The organism is Hymenobacter ginkgonis, from assembly GCF_009755225.1.
Taxonomy (GTDB): domain Bacteria; phylum Bacteroidota; class Bacteroidia; order Cytophagales; family Hymenobacteraceae; genus Hymenobacter; species Hymenobacter ginkgonis.
Genome location: NZ_WQKZ01000003.1, coordinates 763,867 through 784,328 on the forward strand (window position 1 = coordinate 763,867; position 20,462 = coordinate 784,328).

The 20,462-nt window shown below is 59.4% G+C and carries 12 protein-coding genes; 8 read left to right on the top strand and 4 right to left on the bottom strand.

Annotated features, from left to right (window positions below):
- The first annotated feature begins 966 nt into the window (after positions 1–966).
- The gene (locus GO988_RS24635; protein ID WP_157566705.1) at positions 967–2,733 is read left to right on the top strand and encodes a T9SS type A sorting domain-containing protein; all 1,767 of its coding nucleotides are present in this window, start codon (positions 967–969) and stop codon (positions 2,731–2,733) included.
- 444 nt (positions 2,734–3,177) lie between these two features.
- Here the strand turns inward: GO988_RS24635 and GO988_RS14610 are convergent, their stop codons facing one another.
- Positions 3,178–5,223 (bottom strand): HelD family protein, encoded by a 2,046-nt coding sequence (locus tag GO988_RS14610; protein ID WP_157566707.1) that lies wholly within the window; start codon positions 5,221–5,223, stop codon positions 3,178–3,180.
- Positions 5,224–6,124: 901 nt separating this feature from the next.
- Between GO988_RS14610 and GO988_RS14615 the strand changes: the two genes are divergently transcribed.
- The 3 genes from GO988_RS14615 to GO988_RS14625 all read left to right on the top strand — a co-directional run bounded on the left by GO988_RS14615 (position 6,125) and on the right by GO988_RS14625 (position 11,216).
- The gene (locus GO988_RS14615) at positions 6,125–8,362 is read left to right on the top strand and encodes a sensor histidine kinase (protein ID WP_157566709.1); all 2,238 of its coding nucleotides are present in this window, start codon (positions 6,125–6,127) and stop codon (positions 8,360–8,362) included.
- A gap of 497 nt (positions 8,363–8,859) precedes the next feature.
- Entirely contained in the window at positions 8,860–9,840 is a 981-nt protein-coding gene (locus tag GO988_RS14620; RefSeq protein ID WP_157566711.1) for an aspartate carbamoyltransferase catalytic subunit, read from the top strand.
- A gap of 95 nt (positions 9,841–9,935) precedes the next feature.
- Positions 9,936–11,216, top strand: a complete 1,281-nt coding sequence (locus tag GO988_RS14625; protein WP_157566713.1) for a dihydroorotase — start codon at positions 9,936–9,938, stop codon at positions 11,214–11,216.
- Between the two features lie 374 nt (positions 11,217–11,590).
- Here GO988_RS14625 and GO988_RS14630 read toward each other — a convergent pair whose 3' ends face one another.
- Positions 11,591–12,541, bottom strand: a complete 951-nt coding sequence (locus tag GO988_RS14630) for a helix-turn-helix transcriptional regulator (protein WP_157566715.1) — start codon at positions 12,539–12,541, stop codon at positions 11,591–11,593.
- Positions 12,542–12,654: 113 nt separating this feature from the next.
- Between GO988_RS14630 and GO988_RS14635 the strand changes: the two genes are divergently transcribed.
- Together GO988_RS14635 and GO988_RS14640 are read left to right on the top strand one after the other, a co-directional pair.
- Positions 12,655–14,271: an FAD-dependent monooxygenase gene (locus tag GO988_RS14635; RefSeq protein ID WP_157566717.1), complete on the top strand. Its 1,617-nt coding sequence runs from the start codon at positions 12,655–12,657 to the stop codon at positions 14,269–14,271.
- Between the two features lie 564 nt (positions 14,272–14,835).
- The gene (locus GO988_RS14640; RefSeq protein ID WP_157566719.1) at positions 14,836–15,663 is read left to right on the top strand and encodes an alpha/beta hydrolase family protein; all 828 of its coding nucleotides are present in this window, start codon (positions 14,836–14,838) and stop codon (positions 15,661–15,663) included.
- A gap of 178 nt (positions 15,664–15,841) precedes the next feature.
- Here GO988_RS14640 and GO988_RS14645 read toward each other — a convergent pair whose 3' ends face one another.
- Both GO988_RS14645 and GO988_RS14650 read right to left on the bottom strand, forming a co-directional pair.
- Positions 15,842–16,609, bottom strand: a complete 768-nt coding sequence (locus tag GO988_RS14645) for a LytR/AlgR family response regulator transcription factor (protein ID WP_157566721.1) — start codon at positions 16,607–16,609, stop codon at positions 15,842–15,844.
- Positions 16,606–17,805 (bottom strand): sensor histidine kinase, encoded by a 1,200-nt coding sequence (locus tag GO988_RS14650; protein ID WP_157566723.1) that lies wholly within the window; start codon positions 17,803–17,805, stop codon positions 16,606–16,608. The genes GO988_RS14645 and GO988_RS14650 overlap by 4 nt, the downstream gene beginning before the upstream one ends.
- A 220-nt stretch (positions 17,806–18,025) precedes the next feature.
- Between GO988_RS14650 and GO988_RS14655 the strand changes: the two genes are divergently transcribed.
- The gene (locus GO988_RS14655) at positions 18,026–18,955 is read left to right on the top strand and encodes a DoxX family protein (RefSeq protein WP_198172763.1); all 930 of its coding nucleotides are present in this window, start codon (positions 18,026–18,028) and stop codon (positions 18,953–18,955) included.
- A gap of 58 nt (positions 18,956–19,013) precedes the next feature.
- On the top strand, positions 19,014–20,171 hold the full coding sequence (locus tag GO988_RS14660) for a DUF1624 domain-containing protein (protein WP_198172765.1): 1,158 nt from the start codon (positions 19,014–19,016) through the stop codon (positions 20,169–20,171).
- Positions 20,172–20,462 lie beyond the last annotated feature (291 nt).

Genomic DNA, 20,462 nt, shown 5'->3' on the forward strand with positions numbered 1-20,462 from the left:
TAGTTGAGTGCCAACGAGGGACAGGGTCATTTCAAAAATCAACGGCTACCCAGCCCGCGCCAGTGCACCGACCACACTGGGCCACCTCAAACCTACTAGCAGCATAATAGCGGACAAGGCGAACCTTCAAGGGGCTACGAAAGTCCACCGCGAGTGCGCTTCTGGCGCGTGGTGGGGATTAGTAAGCTCAAAAAAGGTGGGGCCATAAGGTGCGTTAATAACTAGCCTGCCAGTGCTGAGCAAACTAGACAGGTAGAATCAAAATACAGTGCTAGCACTGAGGTAAGCACTAGCCAGCCAGAATATCTTTCAGTCAAAATTACAGCTTAGCGCTACTTAGCTTGTCCATTTTGGTGAGGGTCTAATTAGCGTATTGAAATGTATTAGTATATAGAGAATAAAAATTTTATATAAAAAGGTATTATCCGAATAAATGCATTCTCCCTACTGGCCCGGAGTTAGGTCCTGGTGAAGCCATTCGCTAGAGCGACCCGCTAGGCTGGCAGCCAAGAAGTAACGACGACGCTAGTGGAGGCAATGAGGCAGCTAGCACGCACTTTTCATTTGCCCGCCCAGGGGGGTGGCCCACCGACTTGACCTGCGCGCTGCCCTCCGATGTGTATACCCTACGCTCGCCAACCAGCACAGGCACTCTTCCTACCAGTCAACGCCCGCCTGGCTTGCCTACCCCCTGCCGCTGCGGCTAGGTGGGTACTAGGATTGCGCGAGCGCTCCTACTCGTTACCCTAGTGACCAACCTAGCCGCTCGCCCGGTGGTCAGGCTACCGACTAGGTTGGTCACTGGCGGGCGATAGCGGCGCTTGTTTCCTTTTTTCTCTTCTAGCCAGCAGCTAAATTCCTTAGCAGTTAATACGTATATAATACGTATAATAGTCAATAACTTAAATCTAGCTTGCTGGTTGCCCAGGCGCTGACCTGGAGCCTGCATTCACTCTTTGCTGCGTTGTGTATGACTCCTGCTCCTGCCTCCGCCCCGCGGCCGTCCCCCGCCCCGCCGCCCGCTTAATTGCCTGGCTACGCTGGCGCCTGCTCCTCTGGCTGGGGCTGCTAGGTGGGACCACTCCTGCCCTGGCCCAGACCCCGGCCTGGCAGCTGGCCGTAGGCACCACCTCGGCCACGCCCCCCGCCGCGACGGCCACTATTATCACCATCTCCACGGCGGTGGATGCCGCGGGCAATGTGTTCGTAACGGGCGAGTTCCGTAGCATCCTCATGTTGGGCAGCACCCAGCTGGTGAGCGCGGGCAGCCTGGACGTGTTCGTAACCAAGTGGAGTACGGCTGCCCGGGCGTGGGCGTGGGCCACGCGTGGCGGCGGGACAGGCGACGACAGCGGCCACGGCATCGCTGTGAGCGGTAGCAACGTGTACGTAACGGGCAATTTTCGCAGTCCTACGGCGGCCTTTGCCGGTACGACCCTCACGAATGTGGGCTTGGATAACGTCTTTGTGGCCAAGTATACCGACTTGGGCAGCAGCGTGGCCGATGGTTGGGCCACGCGAGCCGGCGGCAGCTTCGAAGACATCGGCGAGGACCTTGCCGTGAGCGGCCCTAATGTGTACGTGACAGGCCTGCTGAACAGTCCTGCCGGCGGCACCTTCGCGGGCACGACCCTGATTCCGGTGGGCGGCGCGGATGTATTCGTGGCTAAGTACGTCGACGCCGGCAGCAGCTTTAGCAACGGCTGGGCCCTGCGCGCTGGGGGGACGGGTAAGGACCAAGGCTTGTGTATTACCGTAAATAATAGCAACGTATACGCGACGGGCAGCTTCGAGAGTGCCCTCGGAACCTTTGCCGGCACGACCCTGACGAGTGCGGGCAGTGCGGATATTTTTGTGGCCAAGTACGCGGACACAGGCAGCAGTTTCACTAACGGCTGGGCCCTGCGCGCGGGCGGGACGGGCTACGATTTCAGCCGAGCCCTGGCCGTGAGTGGGAGCAACGTGTACCTGGCGGGGGCCTTCCGCAACACGGCCACGTTCGGTCCCACCTCGCTGACGAGTGCGGGCGGCGACGACGTGTGCGTGGCTAAGTATACGGACTTAGGCAGCAGCGCCCTTCCCATCTGGGCAATCCGGGATGGGGGTAGCGGCAACGAAGAGGCACAGGGCCTGGCCGTGAGTGGCAGCGGGGTGTACGTCACGGGCGGTTTCGAGCGGACCCCAAGCTTTGGGTCCACAACCCTGGCCAGCAAGGGCTTCGATGATATCTTCGGGGCCGGTTACACCGACACCGGCCCCAGCGGGGCGGCCACATGGGCCACTAGCGCAGGCGGCGTCGACGACGAGGGCGGCATTGATATCGCCGTGCGGGGCAGTACCCTCTCCGTGGTAGGCTACTTGTATTCGGCCCAGGTCAGCTTCGCGCCCCTGACACTAGCTAATCCTTTGGCCCTTAACTTTTTTCTGGCCCAACTACCTACGGCCATACCTACTCCGATACGCGCCATGGGCGCCACCTCCACCACGTTAGCGCTGTGGCCAAATCCGGTGTCGGCCGGCACCGGCGTGCGGCTGCAAGCGGCGGTCAGTGGTCCGGCCAGCGTGGAGGTCCGCGATGCCTTGGGCCGGGTAGTGCGGCCGGCGCAGGCGTTAGCGGTGGCCGCTGGGCAGGCGACCGGCCTGGTGCCCACGGCTGGGCTGGCGCCGGGTCTCTACGTGCTGCACCTAGTCACGGACCCGGTGGGCTTGAGCCAGCGCCTGCTGGTGAAGTAAGCCGGCCTGGGCGGGCGCGCTCCACCGGGTAGGGTCTACCCACCTAGCTACATGGGAGCAGGTCAAGCGCTTTCGCCTGTTGCCTCAAGCCTGGACCGTGGAAAACGGCGAGCTGACTCGCACGCTCAGACCCAAACGCAAGGTGATTATGCAGAACAACAAGCCCCTGCTGACCAGCCTCCATGCGTAGCCGTCAGGTAATCTAGTTAGGCCAGACAATTGCAGGTCTTACTTAGAGCCAACATGCCGCGTCTGAGAGAGTTACTTCAACGCATGCACCGCACCACTTACTAAAGGTTGTGAGCAGTGAGCGAGCTAATAACATTTGCCGAGGCCCATTCAAGTAATGTCTCACTAGCTACAATCATTTACTGAAAGAGCCTCTGTACTATATGACTAGCTCGCTCCAATTAAGTCCAAAACTAGTTGGCAAAGCTCGGCAGGTCAGCATGATAAGAAGGGAGTAATAGCCTGCGTATAAGTCAGCGTGAGCTGATGCATAGCGCGGGTGCACGCCACGTAAAGCATACCCTGGTCTACCTCCGTTTGGTAGGTGGCGGCGGAGGCAAATGGCACAATAACCTCGTCAAATTCGAGGCCCTTCGCTAAGTAGGCCGTGGTGATGATAACGCCTTCTTTAAAAGCTGTGGACTCGGCCGTGAGCAGCTGCACGCCCGGGCCTTGCAGCACCTGCTGCACCTGGGTGGCCTGCCGCAAGGTTTTGCAAATGATGCCGAGCGACTGCTGGCCGCCGCTTTGGAAGGCAGTGACCAGCCGCTGCACCGCCTGCAATTCTTCGGCGGGGCTTTCGAAGCGCGCTACCAGGGGCTCGCGGCCGTGCCTTTCTAGGGCAATGAGGTCGGGATTAGGCGTAATGCGTTGCGCAAAGGCCGTAATTTCGAGGGTGGAGCGGTAGCTGCGGTGCAGCCTGACGACCTCGGCTTGGGGAAAGACGCGCTCAATGGTTTCGGCAGAGGAAGCGCTGTAGGGGTTCACCGTCTGGTTGACATCACCTAGGATGGTTTTGCGGCAGGGGAAAAGGCGGGCCAGCACGGCATAGTGCACGGGGGTATAATCCTGCATTTCATCTACTACCAGATGCTTTACATGTTCATAGGCCGTGATGCCTTCCAGCCGCAGGCGCAGGTAGATGAGGGCAAACACATCCGCGTATTCCAGGCGCTGGCCCGGCTCGACCCGGCAGAGCTCAGGCCGGCCCAGCCAGCGGTAAAAATCGCGGTAGAAGTCCAGCACCTGCGTGAACTTGAACATGCGCGGAATGGCCTCGCCGATGAGGGATTTCTCCTGCCCGGTGAGTTTGCGCTGGGTGGCGTCGCGCACGAAGGTACGCACATCTTGGGCCACCAGCGGAAAGCGTTTCAGCAGCGGCACCCGGTGGTAAGCCTTAAACCGGCCCAGGATGAACGGTAGCGGCACAAGCAGCCGGCCCAGCCGCAACTCACTGCCCGTGAAGTAGTTGTTTTCCACATGCAGCAAGTACTTATTGAGCTGGCTCACAAACTCGCCCGACGACTTAAACCGGATGCGCTCGACGAAGGCGGGGTTGGGGTTTTCAAGCAGCGCCGACACCTGCTCGAAAAAGGTCTGGAACGGGTACCGATTTTCGAGTAAGTCGGCCGCCAGCTCTTCCATGCCCAGCTCCGGAATGTGTTCCTCGCCCAGCTCGGGCAAGACGTTGGAGATGTAGTCGGCGAACACCTTATTGGGTGAGAGGATGAGCACGTCTTTGGCCGCAATCGTGTCGCGGTAGCGGTAGAGCAAAAAGGCAATCCGATGCAGAGCAATCGACGTTTTGCCCGAGCCCGCCACGCCCTGAATGACCATCACCGACGCCGTTTCGTTGCGAATCACCGCATTCTGGTCGCGCTGAATGGTGGCGACGATGTTTTTCATTTTATCGTCGGACGACTTGGCCAGCTCGCGCTGCAGCACATCGTCGTGGATGTTCACGTCGTTTTCGAGCACAAACTCTAGCTGGCCGTCGCGAATCTTGTATTGGCGCTTCAGCTCGATGCTGCCCTCAACCAGGCCCGATGGGGTAGGGTAGGCGGCAGCCCCCAGCTCGTAGTCGTAGAACAGCGACGAGATGGGCGCCCGCCAGTCGTATATCAGGTTTTGGCGCTGCTGCTCGTCCAGGAAGGAGTGCACGCCAATGTACACCGGCGACTTGGCCCCGCCCTGCGGCACAAAGTCGATGCGCCCAAAGTAGGGCGATTGCAGCAGCTTGAGCAGCTTGCGCTTGCGAGCCACGGCGGCCTCCCCCGTGAAAGCCATGCGGTTGATGGACTGGTCGGCGGCTACCATATCCGCGTCGTCCAGGCTCGACTGGTGCTCGTGGATATACTGCTTTTTCTCCCGCAGCTCGCTGGAAAACTGCTTCACGGCGTCGTCGCCGCGCCGAATAGCTAGCGCCAGTTTCTCCTTAATTTCTTCCAGGTATTCTCTTTCTGCTTGCTCCGTGGTCTTCATCCCGGGTAGGTCTTGGCTAGTGGGGTGCAAAGGTGAGCCAAAAGGCTGGTCTAGCGCAAAGCTTGCGTAGGGGGCAGGGTGCCTTACTTTACCGCAAGGGGGGTAGCGAGTCTAGTACCCAAGTAGCTATTCCAACAAGGGCTAGCTCCCATAACTCATCAGGACGGAATAATTAATATGAACCGGGAGCACTCTTTCTGAAGGCAGGTAGTACTTACGGCTAGCGAACCAGCTTCGAAGAGTGCACCTTGCTGGACCGCTTACTCACCGGCGGGACAATCTGACCTCCCACTCCTAAACGTACTTGGCGCCGACTTTCTGAGCCACTCGCCCTACCCCTCCACTTTCTGAGTCCCTACTCTTAACAGGGTCTTCCTTCCGTGTTGCGCTTCCCAGAAACAGCTGTTTTTAGAAAGGATATAAGGTAGTTAGGAGCACCTGCCCCTATACTTATAGTACCCCGTTGCTAGGTGATACCAAACTAGTAACGTTCGCATTTTCCGGGTCGTGGGCGAGGGTCGCGCTGCTCACCTCAACTACCACCTAGGCCTGATGCCAGCGATAGCGCCATTGGAGGCTGCGGTAAGGACGACATCGGGTGGCGCTGCTGGACTAGGGGTAGGGCTTCGGCACGGAAGGCAGCGTCATATATACACGCCGTTTATCGAGTTTTTTGCTCTTTTTATCAGGGCGAAACGAGGCGTCTTTTCTCACTGCTTAATTAGACCACCTCTCGTTGCTTTTTGCCGCTAACGTAGGACAGGTACCTCAAGCAAGTAGACCTACTTCGGCGTCAGCCAAAAAATAGCGCCATTGGCGTACGGCAGTTGTCGGCAGGTGGACTTGCTCCTACATTTGAGTATTCGGAAAGTATGGGTACTGACTTCGTTTGTAGGCTGTTATGCTCAATCCTCCTGCGCTGCCCGGGCAGTGGCTACGTTCTCTGCTGCTCAGTGGCCTCTGGCTGCTTGCCCAGCTAGCTGCTGCCGGTCCACCCACTCCCCCTAGCGTGCGGGTGGAGCGCCTACCCCCAATGGGACTGTTGCTGGCCAAGGGCTGGCGCGCCCACGCCGGCGACAACCCCGCCTGGAGCCAGCCCGACTTCGACGAGAGGGACTGGGATACGCTCAACCCCACCCGGCCCCGGCGCGAGCTGCCGCCGGCCTTGAGCACCGGTATCAGCTGGCTGCGGCTGCGCGTGCAGCTCGGCGACAGCCTACGCCTACGGGCGCCGCTGCTGTCGGTCAACTATCTAGGCGCGGTCGAGGTGTACTACAATGGCCACCTACTGCGGCGCGAAGGCGGGTTTAGCGGCGGGCCCACCGAGGGGCTACTGAGTCGCCTGCGCGCCGAACCGATAGCGCTGCCAACGAGTGGTGGGGCTGAGGGCGTGCTGGCTGTGCGCTTGGCTCCCTACCACCCGTGGCTGCAGCGAGGAGTGGAACATCAGTCTCTCTGTAAGCTGACCTTGCAGACTGAACGTCAGTTGCGGCAGTTGCAGCAGCAAACTGTTGCCTACGCCTTGGCAACGGCAGTCATGGCTGGTGGCTTTCTGCTGCTCACCCTGCTGCACCTCGTCTTCTTTTATTACAACCCAGCCAAGTGCGCTAACCGCTACTTTGCCCGCTATACCCTGACGCTGGCCATGGCGTTGGCAGGGCTTTATAGTAACGACGTCTTGCTTTCCCCCTTACAAAGTGGGTGGGTCCAGTGGTGGTTTCTGGTCATCGAAGTACTAGTAGCGCTCAGCGGTTTGTACGCCGTGCGGGCGTTGTATGCCTTGTTTGGTTTCTCGCCTGGCCGGCTGTATGCCGGCTTGTGGCTCAGCGGGGGCTGCTTGCTGGTGGTAGCAGTCGGGTGGCTTTATTTGCCCCCAGTTGGCCTCGCCTTTGTCGGCTTTATGGTTGTGACTACCCTCGAGCAGCTACGCCTGACCAGCCGCGCCCTGCGCCAGCGGCAGCGGGGCGCGGGTATTATTGCCACGGGCTTTGCCGTCGCCTTGCTCGCCCTGCTTCTGCTGGTAGCAATAGCTGGTGCCGCTATTGACCCGCCTGGCATCGTACTCCTGCCGCTGTTTACACTGGTGTTTTTAGCGTCCCCGTTGGGCATTTCGCTGTTTCTGGCCCGCGAGTTTGCCCTGGATGCCGAACTGCTGCAAGTCAAGCTGCGCGAAGTCGAGCGCCTCTCGGCCCAAGCCTTAGTGCAAGAACAGGAAAAACAAGCCCTGCTGGCCAGCCAAAACGAGACGCTCGAACACCAAGTGCAGCAGCGCACCGGCGAACTGCAACGCTCCCTGGCTGACCTGCGGACCGCCCAGGCTCAACTGATTCAAAAGGAGAAAATGGCCAGCCTCGGGGAGCTCACGGCCGGCATCGCCCACGAAATCCAGAACCCACTCAACTTTGTCACCAACTTTGCCGATGTGAGCCAAGAACTGTTGCAGGAATCGAAAGTGGCCCAGGCGGCGGGCGACGCGCACGAGGTAGCGGCCCTGACGGAAGATATTATCCAGAACCTGCGCAAAATCAACGAGCATGGCCAGCGGGCTAGCAGTATCGTGCGCGGAATGTTGGCGCACAGCCGCGCCAGCAGCGGCGAGCGCCAGCCAGTGGACGTGAACGCGCTTTGCGAAGAATACCTGCATCTGGCTTACCACGGCCTGCGGGCCAAGAACCAGACGCTACAGGCCGACCTGAAAACGGATTTTGCGCCGCAGCTGCCCACCGTCAAGGCGGTGCCGGGCGACCTAGGGCGGGTGCTGCTCAACCTCTTTACCAATGCGTTCTACGCCGTGCAGCAGCGCCACTTACGGGGCGAATCTGGCTACGTGCCGACAGTCAGCGTGCAGACGCGGCACCTTAACCAGCAGCTCGAAATCCAGGTACAGGACAATGGTACGGGCATGAGCGCCGCGATACAGGCCAAAATCTTTCAGCCCTTTTATACCACCAAGCCTGCCGGCGAAGGGACCGGCCTAGGACTTTCCCTTAGCTACGACATCATTACCAAAGGGTATGGGGGCACGCTCACATGCGAGAGCTGGGTGGGGCAGGGTAGCCGCTTTTGCCTGCACTTGCCGCTGCCGGATGGCCCAACGGTTGGCAGCACCGGCCCGGCAAAAGATGGAGCAGCGGCTTAACAGGAAGGTACTGATGTGGGTGGCAAGGTCATTCGAAAAAATAGTCTGTTTCTAACTAAAATATAGAGCGCGAAACGCTTCTGCATAGTGCCTTAAACTGCAGGTTCTTTGCTCGTTTGTTTGCAATACGCACGTTCGTCTGAACGGAAACTCTTGCCTAATATGCGCAAAGGTTACGTAACAATGCCGTAGCTTTGCATCGTGCTTCAACCGAAAAACTTGTTGACGAAGCGCGGGACCCTGCTCGGCAAGGAACCGCGAATGGACCGGAAGGTCTTCGCTACTATCGGTTTTTCCGATTTTGTCTTTGGCATTTCCGTTATTTTTTCTGAGTGTTGCCCCACCACCGTTTCGGATTCCGAAACGGTTTTTTTATGTCCAGTAAGTTTGGCGGCGGCTGTCTCGCAGCCAATCAGGCTACCCATCAGGGGTAGGGGCAGATAAGACTTCACATTGTTCGTTTTAGCTAGTTAACCTCACTTTTCCTCAACTTCGGTATGGCACGTAAAGACCTGCTCGACATCGCATCCCTTCACCGTGAGGAAATCGAGTTTCTGCTCGACCAATCCACGTCCTTTAAAAAACTCTTCACCCGCTCGGTGAAGAAAATCCCCGCCCTCGAGGGCAAGTCCGTGCTCATGCTGTTCTACGAGGCTAGCACCCGGACGCACTCCTCCTTCGAGGTCGCGGCCAAACGCCTCTCGGCGGAGGTCACAAATTTCAACGTCGACCACTCCTCCATCACCAAGGGCGAGTCGGTGCGCGAAACCATCGAGACGCTCCAGGCCATGCGCACCGACTACATCGTCGTTCGCCATAGTCACTCCGGCCTGCCCGGCATGATTGCCCGCCAAACTACGGCGTCGGTCATCAATGCCGGCGACGGAGCGCACGAACACCCCACCCAGGCCCTGCTGGACGCCTTCACCATCAAGGAGAAATTCCCCGACCCTAGGGGCAAAAAAGTCCTCATCATCGGGGATATTCTTCACTCTCGCGTCGCGCGTTCCACCAGCACGCTGCTGCAAAAGCTGGGCGTTGAGGTCGCTTACCTCGGCCCGGGGTCGCTGGTGCCCAAGTATATCCCGGCAAGCATCCGCCGCTTCACCAACTATGAGGCCGCCATGGCTTGGGCGCCCGATGTGGTGTACCTGCTCCGCGTGCAGCTAGAGCGCCAGGACGTGCAGTATTTCCCCAACGTCCGGGAATACCACCGGGTCTACGGCATCACCAACGCCCGGCTGGCGGAAATCCGCGACCGCGGCCTCTACATCATGCACCCTGGCCCTGTGAACCGGGGGGTCGAACTGTGCGACGCCGTCATGGACTATGAGCGCAGCCTGATTACCAACCAGGTCGAAAACGGCATCTCCGTTCGCATGGCCGTGCTTGACTGGCTTACGCCGGGCGGGGAGTTTCCGAAGCAGGAAGCGTATGCCGCACAGCAGCGAGCCAGCTCGCCGGTGGTTATGCCCTGAACGCCGGAAGCGACGGCTGGTTCCGCCCGTGTATTTTCTTTAATAGCCCCTGAATATCCCTACCCCCCTTGCCGGTTTACAGCACTCCTCACTCCATGCTTCTCCTTCAAAACGCCCGCATCGCCTCCGAAAACTCACCCGTGCTTGTCGAGAGCGATGTCCTAATTGTCGAAGGAATAATTCGGGACATCGGCAAAAGCCTAGCCATTCCCGAGGGGGCCCGGGTCATTGACGCGCGCGGCCGGGTGCTAATGCCCGGCATGTTCGATGCCCACGTCCATTTTCGCGCCCCAGGGTTTGAGAATAAGGAAACTATCACCACGGGCAGCGAAGCGGCCATCAATGGGGGCGTTACTGGCGTGGTCATGATGCCCAACACCCGCCCCGCCCTCGACTCGGCGACCGCGATAGCCACCGTGCTGGAAAATGCCAAGCACCGGTCCCGCATTCCGGTGTACACCTCCGGCTGCGTTACCAAGAACCGCGAAGGCAAGGAGTTAGCGGAAATCGAGGGCATGCGCACGCTTGGGGTGAAGATGCTCACCGACGACGGGGATACCACCGGCGACCCGGCGGTGCTGCTGCGGGCGATGCAATACGCCACCGAGTTTGGGATGTTTTTCGCCAGCCATTGCGAGGTGCCGGAGCTGGCCGGGCCGCGCGCCCTCAACGAGGGGGTGATGAGCTACCGGCTCGGCATCAAGGGCTCACCGGCGTGCGCCGAGGAAATCATCATCGACCGCGACATCCGCCTGGCCCGGGCGGCGGGCGCGCACGTGCACATCCAACACGTTTCGAGCAAGCTCGGTATGGAGACCATCCGCTGGTGGAAATCGCGCGGCGATGTGCAGGTGACGGCGGAAGTGACCCCGCACCACCTCATGTTCACCGACGAGCACATCGGCGACTACGACACGAACTATAAAATGAACCCGCCGCTGCGGACGCAGGCCGATTCTGATGCGCTGCTCGAAGGACTCATCGAAGGCGTATTCGACCTCATTGCCACCGACCACGCGCCGCACACGCCGTTCGAAAAAGCCCAGGATTTCATGAGCGCGCCCAATGGCATTACCGGCCTGGATACGGCCCTGGTGTCGCTCTACCACCACTTCGTCGAGCCCGGCAAATTTGGGTGGGACCTAGTGGTAAAGCGCTATTCGGCGGAGCCCCGTCGCCTGATGGGCCTACCGGTACCCACCATCGAAATCGGCCAAGAAGCGGATTGCCTCTTATTTGATACCGAAGCGGCAACGACCTTCACGCGGGACTTCATGAAATCCAAATCCCAGAACACGCCCTTCATCGACCAGACGTTGAAAGGCCGGGTAGACTTGGTAGTTTTAGGCTCGGAAATCCTGTTGGAGCGCGAATAGGCTGGCTGACTGCTCACTGCTGGCTAAATCGCTACAGCCTCGTGCTCCCTGCCATGCGCCAGCAGGGGTAGGGCAGCTGTCCTACTAGCCACTGGGCAGTAGCTACTATTTTAGTGTGGCGCTTTAATGCCTGCCACCTCTGCCTCGAATGGGACGCGGGCTTGCCTTACGGAAGACGCAGCCTAGTCGGCTAAATATGAATAGCAGGGAGGCCCTAACTAGGAGGTGTCAAGAAGACGCGCTTGCAAAGGACCCAGAAAGTCTTGTTAGAGTGCTTTAGAGAGTCAGAAGCAGGGTTGACTTCGCTAAGTAAGCTGGTCTGTATGGTGCTCCTTTTGAGGCCTTCTTGGCAACCCTGCTTCTAACCCGGCCGCTTAACGGGTCAGTTGTTTGGGCGTGCAGCCAAACTGTTTTTTAAAGGCGCGATGAAAGTGTTGAGGGTGAGTGTAGCCCAACTGGTAGGCAATTTCTGTGACGGTTTGCCCGCCTCCCAGCAGCAGGTGGCGGGCTACCTCAAGGCGTTGTGTCTGCACAAAGTGGCCTACGCTAGTGCCAAATAGCTGTCGAAACCCCCGCTTTAAACTGAACTCGTTGAGCTGGCACTCGCGGGCCAGCTTAGCTAGGGAGGGCGGCTCGCTGAGGTGCTGCAGCAGCAAGGCCCGCGCGTAGTGCAGCTTGTCGCGCTCGGGGGCTCCGAGTGGCGGCGCCGCAGGGCCGGAGGATAGCCATAGCGCACATTGCTGGGCCACTAGCTCCAGCGCCAGGGCCTCGTAGTGCAGGCGCTTGAGGCCGAGTGGCGCGGGACTATCCCACAGGGTATCGAGTAGGTAGCGCAGGCTTGGGGGTAGGCCCGGGGCGGGGGCGTGCCGAGCTAATGGCCGGCCCAGCGCCAGCTGCTCGGCCACGTCGGACAGCTCGGGCACGTAATCGGTGAGCAGGCTCACCATGCGGGCGACCGGTACCTGCACCGTCACTAGCCGGAACTGGCCGGTGCCGAGCAGCTGGTTTTGCTCCAGCGACTGGGGGTTGAATACCCAGTTATGGTAGCCGGGAGCATAAAGCTGCTCGTGCAGGAGCCCCGTTTGGCTTTGGCGCAGCGTGCCGGCCAGCATAAAGCTCAGCTCCACCACCGGCCGCTCGTTGAGGTGCTGCCAGGGCGTGGTGGGGTGCTCGGCCACAAAGCGGGTTTCGTTGAGCACCAGCCCACCCACGGCCACCATGCGGGCCGTGCCCGGGCAGCCGGCCAGCGACAGGGCCAGGTGCTGCTCCTGGCCTTCGGGTAGGTAAAAGCCGGCGGCAAACGAAGCAGCAGAAGTAACTTCCATAGGCAGGCCAGCACGCAACTGGTACGAATTACTCCTGATTGTGCACGCGCCGCAACTCGTAGCCTAGGCACCTTTGCGAGACGTTCTTTCAACTGCTTTTCTCCGATAAAGTTATGGCCGCTACTGCCGCTACTTTCCCGTCCCATGTGCCCGTACTCATTGTAGGTGGAGGCTTTGCCGGGCTCACGGCGGCGCTGTGCTTGCAACAGCAAGGCATTGGGTACTTGCTCATCGAGCGCCATCCGGGCACCTCGCTGCTGCCTAAGTCTCGCAGTCTCGACCTGCGTAGCATGGAGATTTTGCGCGAACTAGGCCTAAGTGCGGCTATCCGCGAAGCCGGCCGTGCGCTGGCCCTGGCCTGGGGAGTGCTACGCGGCCCCAACCTAGCCCACACCCTTGCCACACAGCCGCCCGCCAACGCCGAGCGCGTTACCCATCCTAGTCAGCTCGCCATGTTCGAGCGCCTTGCGGCCCAAAGTCCCGAAAGCGGGGCCCGCTGCACCCAGGACTTAGCCGAGCCGGTACTACGCCAAGCGGCCGAGGCGCGGGGCGGCGACCTGCGCTTCTCCCACGAGCTAACGCAATTTGCGCAGGACGCCGACCATGTAACGGCGACCGTACGCAATCGCGACACCGGCACGGAGCACACCCTCACAGCTGATTATCTGCTGGCTACTGATGGGGCAAACAGCCCCACCCGCCGGGCCCTGCACGCCACCACCAGCGGCCGGGGTAGCCTAGGGCACTACCTCAACGTGTATTTTGAGGCCGATTTGACGGCGCACGTCCGGGGCCACGAGTTTAGCATGTTTCTCGTGCAAGAGCCGGATGTAACGGGGTTTCTGCTAGCTATCAATAATACCGACCGGTGGTCGCTGCACCTGCGCTATCACCCTGAACAAAGCCAGCAGCCGGCTGATTTCACCGACTTAGTCCTGCAAAGCCTGCTACGCCGGGTGCTGGGCCTGCCTGAGCTACCCCTGCGCATTCTGAGCGTGCTCCCCTGGGAAATGAGTGCACGCACCGTGGAACAGGAGCAGTTTGGCCGCGTATTCCTGGCGGGCGACGCGGCCCATACCATGACGCCCTACGCCGGCAAAGGGGCCGCCACGGGCATGCAGGACGTGCACAACCTGGCCTGGAAGCTGGCCGCCGTGTTGCGTGGCCAGGCTAGCCCCGCCCTGCTGGTCACCTACAGCCCCGAGCGCCAGCCCATTGGGGCCTTCTTCGCACACCTCTCGGGCGACATGGCCGACACCCAAGGCCTGCTTAGCCCCGCTAAGCTGAAAGAGCATGGCCTACCGCTGATGGGCCTGCCCGACTACACCTACCGCTCGGCCGCCATTCTGACGGCCGATGACCAACTTACCACGCCTGCCAGCGCTTTGCCCCTAGTGGGGCAGCTCGGCACGCGCTTACCCCACCTTTGGCTCGACGATGCGCACGACACCTCCACGCTCGACTGGTGCCGGGGTTCCTTTCTGCTGGTGGCTAGCGGCGAAGCCGCGTTGTGGCAGGCGCGCCTTTCCGACGTGGCCTTAGACTGCTCACTGGTGCTGCACGAACTGCCGACACCGGCTAGGCGTCAAGCCTGGCAGCAACTGACGCACACGCAGCCGGGCGACGCGCTGTTGGTGCGCCCCGATGGGTTTGTGGCGGCCCGCCTGCCTGCCACGAGCACAGCAGCCGACCTAGCCGCTAAGGTGCAACAAGTGCTCACGCTGGCGTAGCTGAACGGCTAATCTCTGCACGATAGTCTACTTAAAGCTGTATACCAGAAGGATGAGTTACGACTTATTAGTTTTCAGTCCCGATGTCGCCCCCAAAACGAAGCCGAAATTTCTGGCTTGGCATGACACCCAAACCGAATGAGCAGAAGAACTTACTTACCTATAATCCGGCTATCACCACTGCTGCGCTTCAGGCCTAGTTACGGGAAATGGCGCAAACTTTTCCGATTATAAACACTCCTAACGCGACCGATAACCATTCGAGCGCTTACGAAACAGACTAGTGCATCGGCCGCGTGGTAATTTATGCCGCCCAAACAGCAGCAAGTCCATGCTGGAGAGTACCTAGTTAGTGCCTGGGCCGGTATTTGGGTACTAGCCCCAGCGCGTGGCGCCCAATGCTTACTGTGCCTGTTCGGGCCGACGCGTATCCGGTAGTGCGGCAGAAAGCCGTTTGAAGCGGTTTTCTGCCGACTTCTACTATCGGGTTAGCAGCGTAACTAAAATAGCATAGCCTGCGCAACGTAGAGAAATGTTTTTGCCCAAGCATACTTGCCCCCCACTATGGTAATCAGCAAACAGAAGCTGCTACACTGGACCAGCGGCGTTCTAGTGGCCCTTTTGCTGGCTGGCTTAGCCTGGCCGTGGCTGAACTGGCCTTCAACCAGTACGGATTACCTCCTTTACAGCCAAACGTACTTTAGCGCCCAGCGCACGAACCGGCCGGTGCTGGTGGTAGTGCTGCACGGCGATGCGCCCTTCAACCAGCCCAGCTACCAGTACATGCTGGCCCAGCGCGTGGCGCAGGCCGTACCCGATGTAGTAGCCGTGGGCCTGTTGCGGCCCGGCTACACCGACCCCGCTGGTCACCATTCGCCGGGCCGGCGCGGCACGGCCACCGGTGACAACTACCGCCCCCGAGAGGTGGATGCCATCGCGGCCACCGTGCAGGCCCTGCGCCGAGGCTACCACGCCCGCCGCGTGGTGCTGGCCGGGCACTCGGGGGGCGCCACCCTTACCGGTGACTTGCTGGGCCGCTACCCCGCCCTGGCCGATGCCGCCCTGCTGGCCGCCTGCCCGTGCGACGTGCCCGCCTTTCGGCAGCACATGGCCCGCCAACATTTCAGCCCAATGTGGTGGCGGCCGGTGCCTTTTCTCTCGCCTCAAGAATGGGTAGACCAGGTACGCCCCGGCCTGCCGGTGCGGGTAGTGACGGGCCTGGCCGACCCCATCGCGCTGCCTACCTACAGCCAGCGCTACGCCGCCGCCTTGCGCCAGCGCCACGTTGCGGTAGAGTTGGTGGAGCTGCCGAGCCAGGGGCACGAAATATTCCTTACTCCAGCGGTAATGGTCCAATTGAAAGGCTTAATAAGTGGACTAACCACTCAATAAGCCTATGGATAGTGAACAGATTGTTAAAACTCCAGTACCTTTTTGGGTACCTCAGCCCGTCAGTAAGGAGGAACATGCCAGTGCTGATGGACTGCGTATTCAGGGGTAGAAGTTAATTCATAACCTGCTAAGTCTTTAACATGCGCTAGGAAGGGAACCTGCCGTTGAAAGCTCACAGCTACTGTGGCCGGTGATAAAAAGCCTGAAGGTTATCGCGGTACTTGCGAGTCCATTTGAGGGTCTGACCGGTGCGTAGCTTCACCCAATACTCGCCGTTGAAGTAGGCTTCCAGTGATTCAATATGGTCTAGGCCCACGAGGCAGGAGCGGTTGATACGCGTGAACTCGTGCGGCGCTAGTTGCTGCTCCAACTTCGTCAGGCTGTCGTAGATGAGGTGCGTTTTGGTCGCCGTGTGCACCGTGATGTAATTGTGGTCGGCTTCAAAATAGAGGATATCGGCTGTTCTGACGAAAAATAGCGTGCGCTGGTCTTTCACTAGCAGGCGCTGCAAGTAGCTGGCCGACGGGGCCACCGTGGCGAGCAGGGTGCGCAGGGCCTGGCTGGCACCCGCACTGCCCCGCAAATCCAACTGGGTTTTGACTCGCGCCACAGCTTGCCCAAACCGTTGGTGGTCGAAGGGCTTAAGCAGGTAATCCGCTGCGCTGAATTCGAAGGCCCGGATAGCATACGAATCAAACGCAGTGGCAAACACGACGAACGGCTGGTAATGCGCCCATACTTCGCGCAGCACGGCAAAGCCATCCATCTCCGGCATCTGCACATCCAGGAACAACAGGTCGGGTCGGTGCTCCAGAATTTGTAGCACGGCCTCGGGGCCATTGGCTGCTTCACCAATCACTTCGATTGCCGCCTCGTTTTTCAGAAACGTGCGAATGATGCGACGCGAAAGCTGCTCGTCGTCGATTATTAGTGCCCGGTAGCTCATACAGTCACAAGGATAGGGGAGGCCGTCGTTGTCGGTAACGTGGCTGGCAGGTTTTGCGGCACCCTCAGCCGAACTACCGTGCCGCCCGTCGGCGGCTGCACAAATTCCAGTTGCGCTTGGCCGTGGTAAAGCTTTTCCAGCCGGGCTTTCGTGTTACTCAGTCCAATTCCTTGGCCCGTAGCGGCTGGCCGCCGGCCGGCGGCCGCAGCGTCGTCGCTTACTTCCACCACCAGTTGCTCGCCCTCACGGTGGGCGGCAATGCGCAGGCAGGCTGTACCTATTACTTGCTCAATGCCGTGCACCATTGCATTTTCCACCAACGGCTGCAGCAAGAATTGCGGAAACAGGCACTCTCGCGTATCGGCGGCAATAGCAAAGTCGATGTGCAGCCGGTCTTGAAAGCGGATTTTCTGAATGTGCAGGTACTTGGTGACGAACTGCAGTTCCTCCCGCAATGGTATTAATTGGGCGTCGCCGTTGACCAGGACGGCCCGGAGCAAGTCGCTCAGCGCCGTCACCATGGCAATGGCTCGCTCATTCTCGTGCTCCAGAATTAAGCCCACGAGGGAGTGGTGGGCATTGAATAGAAAATGCGGGTTCAACTGCATTTTGAGCGCTTGGAGTTGGGCACCTGCTAACTGCGTTTTTAGTTGCTCATTGGCCAGTTCGTAGCGCACGTTTTGATGCTGTAGCGTCTGGTTGCGATAGGCAACCGTGGCGAGGCCGTAGCCAAACACCAGCAGCAGATACGTGGTCAGCGAAATAGTCAGGCGCAGCAGCATGCTGGCCCATACGCCGTCGTAGCCCCAGGTGCGGCCGGGCGTCAGCCCCAGCAGCCGGTACAGCACCAGGTAGCTGAGGCATGTGATGAGGAGATTCAGCCCGAATTGGACCGCTAGGTGCAGACCTAGATTGCGCCCCCACCGACGCAGTGGCCGGAAGGACGTGATGGGTGCCCGGTAAGCCAGGTACAGAATGAGCGGCGTGCTCAACAGCCACAGCAGCCCGCGCAGCAGTAATTCCAGCTCCTCCGTACCCGTGAAGCTGGGGTCGCCCCGCAGCAACCAATACGCATTGGACTGCACATAGCCCGCCAGCGCAAAACTGCCCCAGTACAAGGCGGCTACCCCCCCAAATTGCCAGGCACGCACCCGCATGCCAAGCGCTTGAAATACCGGTTGCAAGAAGAGCTTCATGCCCTGAAACTACGAAGCCCGCACGCGCTAAGGACAGGTGCCAGCTATAAAAGCGTTTTTGTTTGGCCTGATACAGGCCTTTGCGCTACGCTTCCTCACTAGGACTAACGGCGAACTACCAGTTTTCCCCGCCGCAGCCACTCCACTCGGATAAAAAAACCTTCCACTTAGATAATTCTAGCTGTTAACTGCCTCGGTCGCGGGAGTACTTCACGGCGAATTGGGACTATTGCACCTCCCAAATAGCCTTCAGAAGGCAGCACTATCGTTGACCATCAGCCTCCACTATTCGATAATGAATAACCTCAGTAAGGCTGCCCGAATATTTTATGGACTAGCAGTTGTCGGACTAGGAATTCAGCAGCTGGCTTACGGCCGCTTTATCCCCGCGCTCCTGCCTGCCTGGCCGGGCCGAATTCCAGGGATTTTTCTATGGGCCAGCCTGGTTGGGGCGGTCCTGCTTGCGGCGGGCGCTGCCATTGTTTTTAACCAAAAAGTCGGGCTGCTGTCACTCATGGTAGGGGTCTTGCTACTGAGTTTGCTCTGTTTTAGCCATGTCCCATACGAGCTGCTGGCTGACCCCTATAGCGACCACCTAGGGTCGTGGACAAACGCCTTCACGGCCCTTGCCTTGGCCGGGGGGGCGCTCACGATGGCCGGCATTTATTGGGAGGAGAGTAGCCAGTTGGAAGCATCGCTGGCGAGGAGCACGTTTGCTAGTAGGGTCATTGTGCTGGGCCGGCTTTGCTTTTGCACCACCATCGTGTCGTATGGCATTTGTCACTTCTTGTACACCAAGTACATATCTCCGCTCGTGCCAACCTGGATTCCCTACCCTACCTTTTGGACGCATTTCACCGGCGTGGCGCTCTTTGGTGCGGGCAGCGCCATCACCCTAGGTATTCGCCGCAGAACCAGCGCTTTGCTGTTGGGCACCATGGTTTTTCTGTGGGTCATTGTTTTGCACTTACCTAGGGTTATCAACGCCTCCTTGCCGACCCGGCCAGGTGAGCTAAGCAGCCTCCTCGAAGCCATTGCCTACGCCGGCACGGCCTTCGCTATTGCCACAGCCCATTCCGGGAAAAATGGAGTTACACCTTCTCCCATTTCAGCAACTCTGTTTGCTAGGAAAGAGGAAATGCAGAGTTAATAAACGTCCTTGAATAAATTTTCAGCTGATGGGTTCTAGTCTTGTTGCGCCTGCTCCGGTGCTTACCCGGGCTGCCACGCCTCGTATCCAAGCCTTAGATATTGTGCGGGGCTTGGCCATGGTCATCATGGCCCTTGACCACAGCCGCGAGTTTTGGAGCCCTACGCCCGTGCGGGCCGAAGACGTGGCCCACGCCTCGGCACTGCTCTTTCTCACGCGCTGGGTCACGCATTTTTGTGCCCCTACCTTCGTTTTTTTATCGGGCAGCAGTATCTACCTGTACGAGCAAAAGCGGCAAAACAAGGCCGCCGTCAGCCGCTTTCTCCTTACCCGGGGCATGTGGCTGGTGCTAGCGGAAATCGGGCTGCTCACCTTTATCCTGAGTTGGAATTACGACCTGATATTGTTGCTGGTTATTTATGTCATTGGCGCCAGTATGGTGCTGCTGGCCGGCCTCATCTGGCTGCCCCGCTGGCTGCTGGTGGGACTGTGTTTCGTCATCCTGGCTGGGCATAATGTATTGCCAAACATCCAACCCGTCACGGCGGCCAATGCCGGGTGGGCATTGCTGCATAACGGGCCGTTTGTGCTGCCGGTACTGGGCAAGCTGGTGCTGGTGTCCTACTCGCTCGGGCCGTGGCTGGGCGTGATGCTGGCGGGCTACCTGGTAGGGCCGTGGTTTACCTTACCGCTGCCCGCGCGCAACCGGCGACTTCGCTGGGCCGGCGCGGGGCTGTTGGGCCTGTTTGGCGTGCTGCGCGCCACCAACTGGTACGGCGACCCGACTCCCTGGAGCATACAGCCACAGGGGATGCTCCACACGATGCTATCCTTCGTCAACGTGACTAAATCCCCACCCTCCCTGCTCTTTCTCTGCCTTACCCTTGGTATAACATTGCTGGTGATCAGTCAAGTAGAAACTGCGACCGGTTGGCTTAGCAGGGTGCTGCGCACGTTTGGACAGGTGCCTTTCTTTTATTATCTGCTGCACTTCTCGCTCATCAGCACCTTCTCCTGGGTTTGGACAACGCTGGCGTTTGGCCGAGCCGTGAATTTGGCATTTGGCCAGGTCAGCGACTGGCCGCCCGGCTACGTTCCCAACTTGGGGCGAGCCTACCTGGTGTGGGCGGCCGTAGTGTTGGCATTGTACCTGCCGTGCCGCTGGTACCAACGGTTCAAACAGCAGCACACCTACTGGTGGCTGTCGTACCTGTAACTACTAGCCCGAAAAGGATGCGTCACCCCCATCACTCGTGGCAGATGAATCCTCCTTTGGTCGCTACCTATTCGGAGCTGCTTCACTTGGCGCATTTTGCCCAGCGCTGTACTTTCCCGAGCCCAGCTGCTGAGCTACGCCCATATATAGACTGTTACTGGCAGCTGGATTTGCGCGCTCCCGCGCTCCGCACTTGGCGGCGATGCAGTGTCAGGATTTCAGTTTTGCTGCCCTGCACATGTAGCTGGTGCTAAACCAAGGGTTGGATTTTGAAGTTGTCGGCTTGCCAGG